The organism is Streptomyces sp. NPDC002787, from assembly GCF_053592095.1.
On the sequence record NZ_JBSFVC010000075.1, the window covers coordinates 1 to 9,389 of the forward strand.

The 9,389-nt window shown below is 74.8% G+C and carries 5 protein-coding genes and 1 pseudogene; 3 read left to right on the forward strand and 3 right to left on the reverse strand.

Annotated features, from left to right (window positions below):
* Positions 1-88 precede the first annotated feature (88 nt).
* Positions 89-3,004: a helix-turn-helix transcriptional regulator gene (locus tag ACWD26_RS43780; protein ID WP_451279316.1), complete on the reverse strand. Its 2,916-nt coding sequence runs from the start codon at positions 3,002-3,004 to the stop codon at positions 89-91.
* A gap of 338 nt (positions 3,005-3,342) precedes the next feature.
* Here ACWD26_RS43780 and ACWD26_RS43785 point away from each other — a divergent pair, with 338 nt between their 5' ends.
* From ACWD26_RS43785 to ACWD26_RS43795, 3 genes are all read left to right on the forward strand, one after another.
* Positions 3,343-3,999 carry a helix-turn-helix transcriptional regulator gene (locus tag ACWD26_RS43785; protein ID WP_451279322.1) on the forward strand — a complete coding sequence of 219 codons (657 nt, stop codon included), beginning with the start codon at positions 3,343-3,345 and terminating at the stop codon, positions 3,997-3,999.
* A 132-nt stretch (positions 4,000-4,131) separates the two neighbouring features.
* A complete protein-coding gene (locus ACWD26_RS43790) occupies positions 4,132-4,788 on the forward strand; it encodes a DUF4255 domain-containing protein (protein ID WP_451279324.1) in 657 nt (218 codons plus the stop codon).
* Positions 4,785-6,869: an ATP-binding protein gene (locus ACWD26_RS43795; protein ID WP_451279318.1), complete on the forward strand. Its 2,085-nt coding sequence runs from the start codon at positions 4,785-4,787 to the stop codon at positions 6,867-6,869. Before ACWD26_RS43790 ends, ACWD26_RS43795 begins: the two co-directional genes overlap by 4 nt.
* A 415-nt stretch (positions 6,870-7,284) precedes the next feature.
* On the opposite strand, the gene ACWD26_RS43800 is transcribed toward ACWD26_RS43795, so the two are convergent.
* Positions 7,285-8,673: a ricin-type beta-trefoil lectin domain protein gene (locus ACWD26_RS43800; RefSeq protein ID WP_451279320.1), complete on the reverse strand. Its 1,389-nt coding sequence runs from the start codon at positions 8,671-8,673 to the stop codon at positions 7,285-7,287.
* A 95-nt stretch (positions 8,674-8,768) separates the two neighbouring features.
* Positions 8,769-9,389, reverse strand: a pseudogene (locus ACWD26_RS43805) (hydrolase); the annotation flags it as partial.

A 9,389-nucleotide genomic window follows, 5' to 3' on the forward strand; every position in this document is an offset into this window, starting at 1 on the left:
GTCGGGTGGGGGGGTGGGCGGGCGCGGGCGCCGCGGGCCGCGGGGGGGCCCCCCCCCCCCCCCCCCCCCCCCCCCCCGGCCGCGCTCCTCATCGCGCTCCCTCGCCGGTGTTCGTGAGGGCCGCGCCGAGTTCCGATCTGCGGCGGATGCCCAGCTTGCGGTAGGTGCTGGTCAGGTGGGTCTCGACCGTGCGGCGGGCGAGGTGGAGGAGCTGGGCTATCTCCGTGTTCGTGCGGCTCTGGGCGGCGAGTTCGGCGATGCGGCGCTCGCCGGCGGTGAGTGCCGAGGGGCCCGTCAGGGCCGTCGCGGTGCGGCGGGCGCCGCCCTCGCGCAGGGCCGCCTCCGCGACCGCGCGGAGGCGGAGCGCGCCCAGGCGTTCGGCACGGGCGGCCGCCTCCCGGAACGCGTCACGGGCCCGCGACCGCTCCCCGGCCGCGGCGAGCACCCGTCCCTGCGCCACGAGCGCGCGGATCAACTCCGTCTCGACCGGCCGCCCGCCCGTGGCCACGTCCGGCGCCCCGTCCGCCGTCGCGGCCGAGACCCGGCCGTCGATCGAGGTCGCTGCTCCGGCCTCGGCTTCGGCCACCGTCACCGCTTCGTCCGGCGTCCCGTCGACCCCCTGCCTCAGCACCCGTACCGCCCGCTCCCCCAGTTCCAGGCCCCGGCGGCCACCCGTCGCCGTGCCCAGGACGCTCAGGGCGCGGCCCAGGACTCGGGGGGTGTTCCAGACGGTGGCGAGGCTGAGTTCCTTCTCGGCCAGGGCGAGGGCCTCGTGAGGGCGGCCTAGGGCGAGGTGGCATTCGGCGGCGGCGGTGCGCCAGGGTGTGACGACGGGGCTGGTGACGTCCCGGGCGGACTGGCGGCGGCCGCACTCCAGGAAGTCGTCGAGGGCGGCGGCCGGGTCGCCGGTGGCGGCGCGGAGGAATCCCCGCGCGTAGAGGAAGCGGTTCAGCTCCCAGGAGTCGTGGGCGTGTGGGAGGTCGAAGGCGTCGGCCAGGCGGCCGGCCGCGTCCGGGCGTCCCGTCTCCACGAGGGCGATGACGGCGTGGGCCAGCGCGTTGGCGGACTCGGGTCGGCCGTCGGCCGCGCGGGACACCTCGGGGTCGGCGAGGACCTCCTCGTGGGCGCCGCGGGCGGCGGCGATGTCGATGCGTACGTTCACCAGGGCCAGGTGCATGGGGTGGAGGAGGGAGGTGCGCTGGCCGGCGAGGCCGCGCCGGACGAGGCGTGCGGCCTCGTCGAGCTGGTCGGCCCACTGGGCGACGGCGGCGGCTGTGCCCAGCAGGAAGACCTCGGCGAGCGGGTCGGCCGGCTGGGCGAGGAGCGCGCGGACGCGGTGCATCGCCGAGGCCGCCGAGACCAGGCCGGCGGTCGCCTCGTACCGGACGAGGAGGGCCTGCCCGGCCGTGCCGACCAGGTGGGGTGAGCGCTCGGCGGTCTCGCGGAGCCAGCGGTAGACCTCCTGCCGTACGCCCTGGTCGTGGTCGGAGAGCAGCGCGGAGGCGGTCTGGACCGTGCGGATCAGGTCCGGGTGACCCGTCAGGTGCTCGTCGCGCAGCCCGCGCAGCACGTCGACGGCGGCGCGGGCCTCGCCGCGACGGGCCAGGGCCGTGCCCAGGGCCACCGCCGCGTGCACGCGTTCCCGGGGCGGGCCGGGCCGGCGCATCGCCTCGGCGAGCCGGGGTATGCCGGCGGTGGACCGTACGGTGGCGTACTCCAGGGAGCCCAGTTCGGTGAGGACGACGGTGCGGCGGGCGGCCGGCATCGGTTCGTCGAGCGCGCGGCGGAGGAAGGCGAGGGCGTCGTCGCTGCGGTCGGCGCGGACGGCGAGGTCGGCCGCGTCGAGCAGGGCGCCGGTCGCCCAGGCCTCGCCGACCGGGCCGGAGCGCAGCAGCTGGCCGGCGACGGCCTCGGCCCGGTCGCCGCGGTGCAGCATCGCCTCGGCGGCCCGGCGGTGGGCGCTCCGCCGGTCGGCGCTCGCCCAGCCGCCGAGGACCGCGTCCCGCAGCAGGGGGTGGGCGTAGCGGAGCCGTCCTTCGGGGTCGGGGCGGAGCAGGCCCAGGTGGGTCATCGCGGTGAGCCAGCCGGGTACGCGGGCGGGGTCGGCGCCGGCCGTCCGGGCGAGCAGTTCGGCGTCGGCCGGTACGGGGGCGTCCTCGTCGTCCAGTGCGGCGAGGGCGCGGGCGACCTCGGTGGTCGCGGGCCCGGCGCTGTCCAGCCACCAGGAGACCGCGGCGGCGTAGGTGCCGGGGTAGAGCGCGGCGCAGGTGTCCGGAAGGGCAGCCGGGAAGGCACCGGAGTGCACGTTCTGGAGGTCGTCCAGCAAGGCGCGCAGCAACAGCGGGGTGCCCGCGCCCGCCCGTAAGCAGGCGTCGACCCACTCCGGCGGGGCGCCGCCGTGGGCGGAACGGACCAGCCGGGCCGCGGAGTCGGGGCTCAGCGGGGCCAGGGTACGGGTGTGGACCAGGGCGGGGGAGAGGGCGTGCGCGAGTCCGTCCGCCGGGGGGTCGATGTCGTACTGGCTGCGCTCGGTGACCACCAGCAGCACGGGCAGGCGGTCGATCCGGCGGACGGCCTCGACGAGCCAGCGGCGGGACGGCGCGTCGGCGAAGTGCGCGTCGTCGACGGCGACGAGCAGCGGGGACTCGGCCGCGTAGGAGCTCAGCAGGCGCCACAGCCGGGCGGGCCTGCCCCGGTGCGGCGGGGTGCCCGGCGGGTCCGGCGCCTCGCCCGCCGCCTGGTCGAACTCGGGCCCGTGGGCGAGGAGTTGGAAGACGGTGTCGAAGGGTACGGAGGTGTGTTCGGGCGAGCAGCGGGCCCGCAGGACGCGCATGCCGTTGGCCGCCGCGTGGTCGGCGGCGGCCTCCATGAGTGCGGTGCGGCCGGTGCCGGTGGCACCCCGGAGCAGCACCAGGCGGCCGGAGCCGGTCCGGGCGCGGGCGGCCTCGGCGGCCAGCAGCTCCAGGGGCTCATCGCGTTCGAGAAGCGGTTCCGGCGCGCACATCACTGCCTCCTGTCGTGGACTGTCTGTCTGTCGTGGACTGTCGTTTTCCGCTTCCGTAGACGGGGAACGGCCCGTCGGGGTGCACCGGTCGCGGGTGGTCGGCGGGAAAGTGTCGTGGCCGGTCTCGTAAAGAGTCCTGCGGGCAATCTCGTGGTCTATCTCGTGGTCCTCCACGATTGCGCGGCGCACACGGCACACAGAAGTGTGAATCGAGCCCATCGGCCACTCCCCTCACGGGAGTGGCGTTTTCGTGCATACGGGAGAAACGGTTGCGCAGCACATTCCGGACCGCGGACACGGCCATGGCCACGGCCGCCTCCAGGGCCACGGCCGTCCCCATGGCCACCGGCACGGCGGGGCCGCAGGAGTCACCGCGCCGCATCCCGGTCGTGGTCCACACCCCCGACCCGCTCTCCCGCGCCGGAGTCCTCAGCCAGCTGCGCGGGCACCCGGTGATCGACCTGGTGGACGACGCCGAGGTACGGCCGGGCACCGTGGCCGTGCTGGTCGGTGAGACACCGGACGAGTCGCTGCTGTCCGCGCTGCGCCGGCTGGTGCGCAGCGAGGGCGCGCGGGCCGTCCTGGTGGTGAGCCTGATCCGGGAGACCGAGCTGCTCGATGTCATCGAGTGCGGGGTCGGGGCCATCGTGTGGCGCCACGAGGCCACCGCGCACCGCCTGTCGCAGGCCGTGCTCGCGGCCTCCCGGGGGGACGGCGATCTGCCCGCCGATCTGCTCGGCCGGCTGATCAACCAGGTGGGTACGCTGCAGCGTTCCGTGGCGGGGCGCGGCGGGGCGCCGCTGTCCGGCCTCGTGCCGCGTGAGATCGACGTCCTCCGGCTCGTGGCCGAGGGGATGGACACCGGTGAGATCGCGAGCAAGCTCTCCTACTCCGAACGCACCGTCAAGAACGTGATGCACGGGCTCACCACCCGGCTGCATCTGCGCAACCGGGCGCACGCGGTGGCCTATGCCCTCCGGGAAGGCTACATCTGATCGAACGGGCAGACCGACCGGGCCGGTTGGGCACCACACCGTGCCCCCTCGACGTCCCCGGCGCGTCTACAAGGGCGGCGCCGCGGCGGGCAGGATCGGCGGACAGGCACACGACACAGCAGGAGCATGACCGTGATCCACGAGGTGGACGAGGTCCTCAAGGGACTGATCGGCGGTGGTGCCCTGGCCGGCTCCGGCATCGACGTCTCCTTCGAGGCCCCGACCCGCGACTGGGCGGCCCGGCGCAACGCGCCCACCATCAACACCTACCTGTACGACATCCGCGAGGACGTCTCGCGCCGCCAGCGCGGCCAGATGCCGGTCCGCGACGAGCGTGACATCGTCGTACGCCGCCGTCAGCCGCCCCGCTGGTTCCGGCTGTCGTACCTGGTCACGGCCTGGACCAAACAGCCCCAGGACGAACACCGGCTGCTCTCCGCGGTGCTGGCCACCCTGCTGCCGCGTGAGCTGCTGCCGCCCGACGAACTCCCGGGCGCGCTGGGCTCGATGGGCCTGTCCGTGCCGCTGTCGGTGGCGGGGCTGCACTCCGAGTCCCGGTCCCTCGCCGAGATCTGGTCCGCGCTGGGCGGCGAGCTGAAACCGTCCCTCGACCTCGTGGTCACCGCCCCCTTCCCGGCCTTTCCCGAGTACGACGCCGGTCCCCCGGTCACCGAGGGTGCGGCCGTCCGCGTACGCGGCATGGACGGCTCGCCCGGGGGCTCCGAGGAGCGCGCGCACCGGCCGCACCATCTGGCGTCCGCCCCGAACACCGGAGAACGGCGCCGGTGACCACGCACGCCTCCCCCGGTTCCCCGGTGGCGCACGACTCCCCCACCGCCGATCCGCTTCTCCTCCGGCTCGCCCGGCTGCGCGACCGGGTCGCCGAGCTGGTGGCCGACCGCAGCGCCGGTGACCCGACGGCGGGTGATCCGCTGCGGGGGCTGTACCTGTCCGAGGAGGGCGTACGGCATCTGCTGGGGCCCTCGGCGGGGACGCACACGCCTGTGCTCGAGCCGCTGGAGCCCGTGGAGGTCGGGGGCTTCGAGAGCGGGGATGCCGTACCGGACGGCCCGCTGGAGCGGCTCGCGGGGCGGCTCGGGCTCACCGAACTGGACGCGCGGATTCTGCTGATCGCTCTCGCGCCCGATCTCGACCGCTCCTACGAGCAGTTGTACGGCTATCTGAACGACGACGTGAGCAGGCGGCGGGCCACGGTCGGGCTGGCGCTCGATCTGTGCGGGCTGCCCGTGCATCTCGCTCGGGCGCGGGCCCGGTTCCGGCCCTCGGCGCCGCTGAGCGCGCTCGGGCTGCTGACCGTCGAGGATCCCGAACGCCCGTTCCTCAGCCGGGGGTTGCGGGTGCCGGACCGGCTGGTCGCGCATCTGCTCGGCGACGACACGCTGGACGCGGAGCTGGTCGGCCATGTCCGTCCGCTCGCCTTCCCCTCGTCCCCCTCGTCCCCCTCGTCCCCGCCGTCGTCCGTGGAGGACGGCGGGTTCACGGCCCGGCTGGCCGCGCGGCTGGCCGCCGCCCCGGTCACCGTCCATCTGCGGGAGCACCGCGAGGGCGACGGACTGATGCGCGCCGGGGCCGCCCTGCGTGCGGCGGGGCTGCGGGCCCTGCACTTCACGCCCCCGGCGGCCGCGGAAGAGAGCGCCGCGCTCCTCCCCCGGCTGCTGCGCGAGGTCCGGCTGCGGGCGTGCGCGCTCGTGGTGTCACCGCTGCCGGAGAAGCCGGGGCCGCTGTTCCGGGCGCTGGCGGCGGACGATGTGTCCGTCCTGTGCGTGGGGGAGCGGCCGTACGACCCGCAGTGGTGCGACCGTGATCCGCTGGTCCTCGATGTGCCCCGGCCGCCCTCGGGGGCCGTGGACGCGTGGTCGGCGGCGCTCGGCGCGGGGCCGGAGGGGCCCGGGTTCGACCTGGCGGCCACGGTCGCCCCGTACCGGCTTGGCGGTGACCGGATCGAGCGGGCAGCCCGGGCGGCCGTGGACCTCGCGGCGTTCGACGGTACCCCGGTGACGGCCGCGCATCTGCGGCTGGCCGCGCGGCTGCAGTCCGCCTCCGGTCTGGAGCGGCACGCCCGCCGCATCCGGCCCGACGTCGGCTGGGACGACCTCGTGCTGCCGGACAAGCCCCTCGCCCAGCTGCGGGAACTCGCCCTGCGGGCCCGGCATCGCGACCGGGTGCTCGGCGACTGGCGGCTGAGCGCGGGGGGTGGCCGGGGCCGCGGTGTCCTCGGGCTCTTCGCGGGCGACTCGGGCACCGGCAAGACGTTGTCGGCGGAGGTGGTGGCCGCCGAACTCGGCCTGGACCTCTATGTGGTGCAGCTGTCGTCGGTGGTCGACAAGTACGTGGGCGAGACCGAGAAGAACCTCGAACGGATCTTCACGGAGGCCGACCGTACCGATGCCGTGCTGCTCTTCGACGAGGCGGACGCGGTGTTCGGCAAGCGCTCGGAGGTCAAGGACTCCCACGACAAGTACGCCAACATGGAGAGCGCCTATCTGCTCCAGCGGCTGGAGTCCTTCGACGGCATCGCGCTGCTGACCACCAATCTGCGGGCCAACATCGACGAGGCGTTCACCCGGCGGCTGGATCTGGTGGTCGACTTCCCGTTCCCGGACGTCGCCCAGCGCCTCGCCCTGTGGCGGCACAGCCTCGCCGCGGTGCCCGGCGCGGACGACACCGACCCGGCGGCTGTCGCCCGCGACTTCGAGCTCGCCGGCGGTTCGATCCGCAGCGCCGTCGTCACCGCCGCCTACGCCGCGGCGGGCCGCGCCGGCCCGGTCACCACGGCCGACCTGCGGGAGGGCGCGGAGCGCGAGTACCGCAAGGCGGGCCGACTCGTGCCGGGCGAGGGCAACTGGTAGCGGGGCGGGGCGGGTTGGTGAGGCCGGCAGGGGCGGTCGGGTGGCCCGGTGGAGGTCGGCTGGGTGGTCCGGTGGCCCGGTGGAGGCCGGCTTGCGCGGCTGGTGGCCTGGTGACAGATGGCCGGGGCGGCCCGGATGGCCCGGGACGGACGGCCGGAGCCGACCCGGATGGTACGGGGACGGACCACCGGAGCCGACCGGACGACCCGGTGACGGACCACCGGAGCCGACCGGACGACCCGGTGACAGACCGCCGGAGCCGACCCGGACGGCCCGGATGGCCCGTGACAGACAGCCGGGCGCCGGCCCGATGGCCGGTGGCAGGCAGCCGGGGCCGACCCCCGTGGCCCCGGTGGCAGACGGCCCGCTCCGCGTGCAGGGGGCGGGCCGCTGGTGCACTGCCTGGTCGGACGGGCTACTCCACGCGCCACTTCTGGTTGGGGGTGCCCGCGCAGGTCCACAGCTGGAGCTTGGCGCCCTTGCCGGTGCCGTTGTCCTTCACGTCGACGCACTTGTCGGCCTGCGGGTTGACCAGGTCACCGGCGGTGCTGAGCACGAACTGCTGGGCGGGGTTGCCGCTGCACCTGGCCAGCTGGATGACCGCGCCGTCGTCGCGGGAGCCCCACGCGACGTCCATGCACAGCCCGAGGGAGCGCACCGTCCCGTCGCCCCGGAAGTCCCACTTCTGGTTGGCGGAGCCGGCGCAGTCCCAGATCTGGAGCGGGGTGCCGTCCTTGCCCTCGCCGTCCTCCGCGTCCGTGACGTCGACGCAGCGGTCCGAGCCCTGGCCGATGATCAGGAACCCCTTGGCGGCGGACGGCTTCTTCGTCGTGGCCGGCCTGTCCGGTTCCTTGTCCGACCCGGAACCCGACCCCGAGCCGGAACCCGAGCCCGTGTCCGCGTCCCCACCGGAGTCCTCCGGCTGCTCCTCCTGCTGCTGGGGAGCCTCAGGGGTCTCCGAGGGCAGCGGCGCCGCGGAGATGCTCGGCGCCGGGGCCATCGCGGACGGGCTCGCGCTCGGCAGCACCTGCGTACCGGCCTCCCGGAGCTCGGTCGCGGCGCTGGTCACCTTGGGTGTGTAGGCGAGCCACAGCGTCAGGAAGGTGATCGCGAGCGCGAGGAAGATCCCGAGGCAGGTGGCGAGCCAGCCGGGCAGGAAGCCGCGCTGGACGTAGGTGCCGTCCACCGGGTGCGGCGCCACCCCCGACCGCTGGACGGCGAGCGTGTACGGCCGCTCCTCCTTGGACCCGAACCAGATGAGCTGCCTCGGCTTCAGCGTCGTCTTCACGAACGCGGCACGGCCGGGCTCGATCTGCACATTGCTCGGATGGATGTCGTACGACAACTGGTCGCCGTTGTCGCTGCCGCCGACCGACGCGGTCACCTTGGTGTTGCCGAGGTTGTCGATGGCCAGTCTGGGCCGGCCGCGGAAGCGTCCCTTCACGGTCGGCGGGACGAGCTCCGCCCGCACCTCGGTGAAGGGCGTGATCGTCACATTGCCCTCGGGGACCGTGGTCGCCTCTGGATGCTCGCTCGGGGTGATCCGTACGGCGTACGGGTTGGGACCGGCCGTCGCGTCCGGGGTCCGGGGCGGGGCGAACGTCAGCTCCACCGACCCGGTGGTTCCCGGGTAGAGCCGTAGCGTCTGCGGCTCCACCCGCGTCCACGGCGCGAGGTCACCGACCGGTTCGAATCGGTACTCGTCGACCACGTCACCGGTGTTGCGCAACCGCAGCCGTACGGTCGTACTGCCACCGGGATCCACCGTGGCCGACGGCGGTTCCAGAGAAGTCCAAAGGCTCACGGAGGGACGCTACGGGGCGCGGGGCGCCCGGTCAGGAGCACTCGGGGCAGGCCCGGCTGCCCCGACGGCCACCGGGTCCCGTCCCCACGGCCTTGTCACACGGTGAACTTGACGGCTTCGAGCCAGACGCCGTTGTCGAGGGTGCCGCCGAAGATGAAGTGCTCTCCCTCACCGGGCTTGTCGCAGGCCAGGGCCTGCCAGCCCCTGTCCTTCTGGTGAACCGACTGGCAGACCGCCTTGCCGCCGTCGTCGACGTTGATGGTGAAGCCCAGCATGTCCGGGGCGCCCGCCTTGCTGCTGCCGAAGTAGTTGTCGAAGCCGTCGAGCGCGCTCGACCAGGGCTTCCCGTTGTAGTGCCCCTGGCCGTTGGTCGAGTCGGGGTTGTGGACGAAGGCGGCGCTGGCCGTGCCGCCCACGCCCGACACCGCGATGTTGAGGGCCTTGAGCGGCCTGCCCTGGCCCACCGTTCCGGCGGTGTCACCGTCGCACTCCGGGGCCGTCCAGCCCTTGCCCGTCACGAAGGCGCGGTAGCAGATGTGCCGGCCGCCCGGGTCGGCGGCGGCCAGCTGCCGTACGGCGGTCGCGGCCGTCGGCGCCTTCTTCTCCTGCTGCTCCCCCGAGCCTCCGCCGGACCCCCCGCCGCCGCTGCCGTCGCCGCTTCCGCTGTCGCTCTCCGGTTCGGTCGTCTGCGGGGGTGCCGAGCTGGCGGGGGGTGC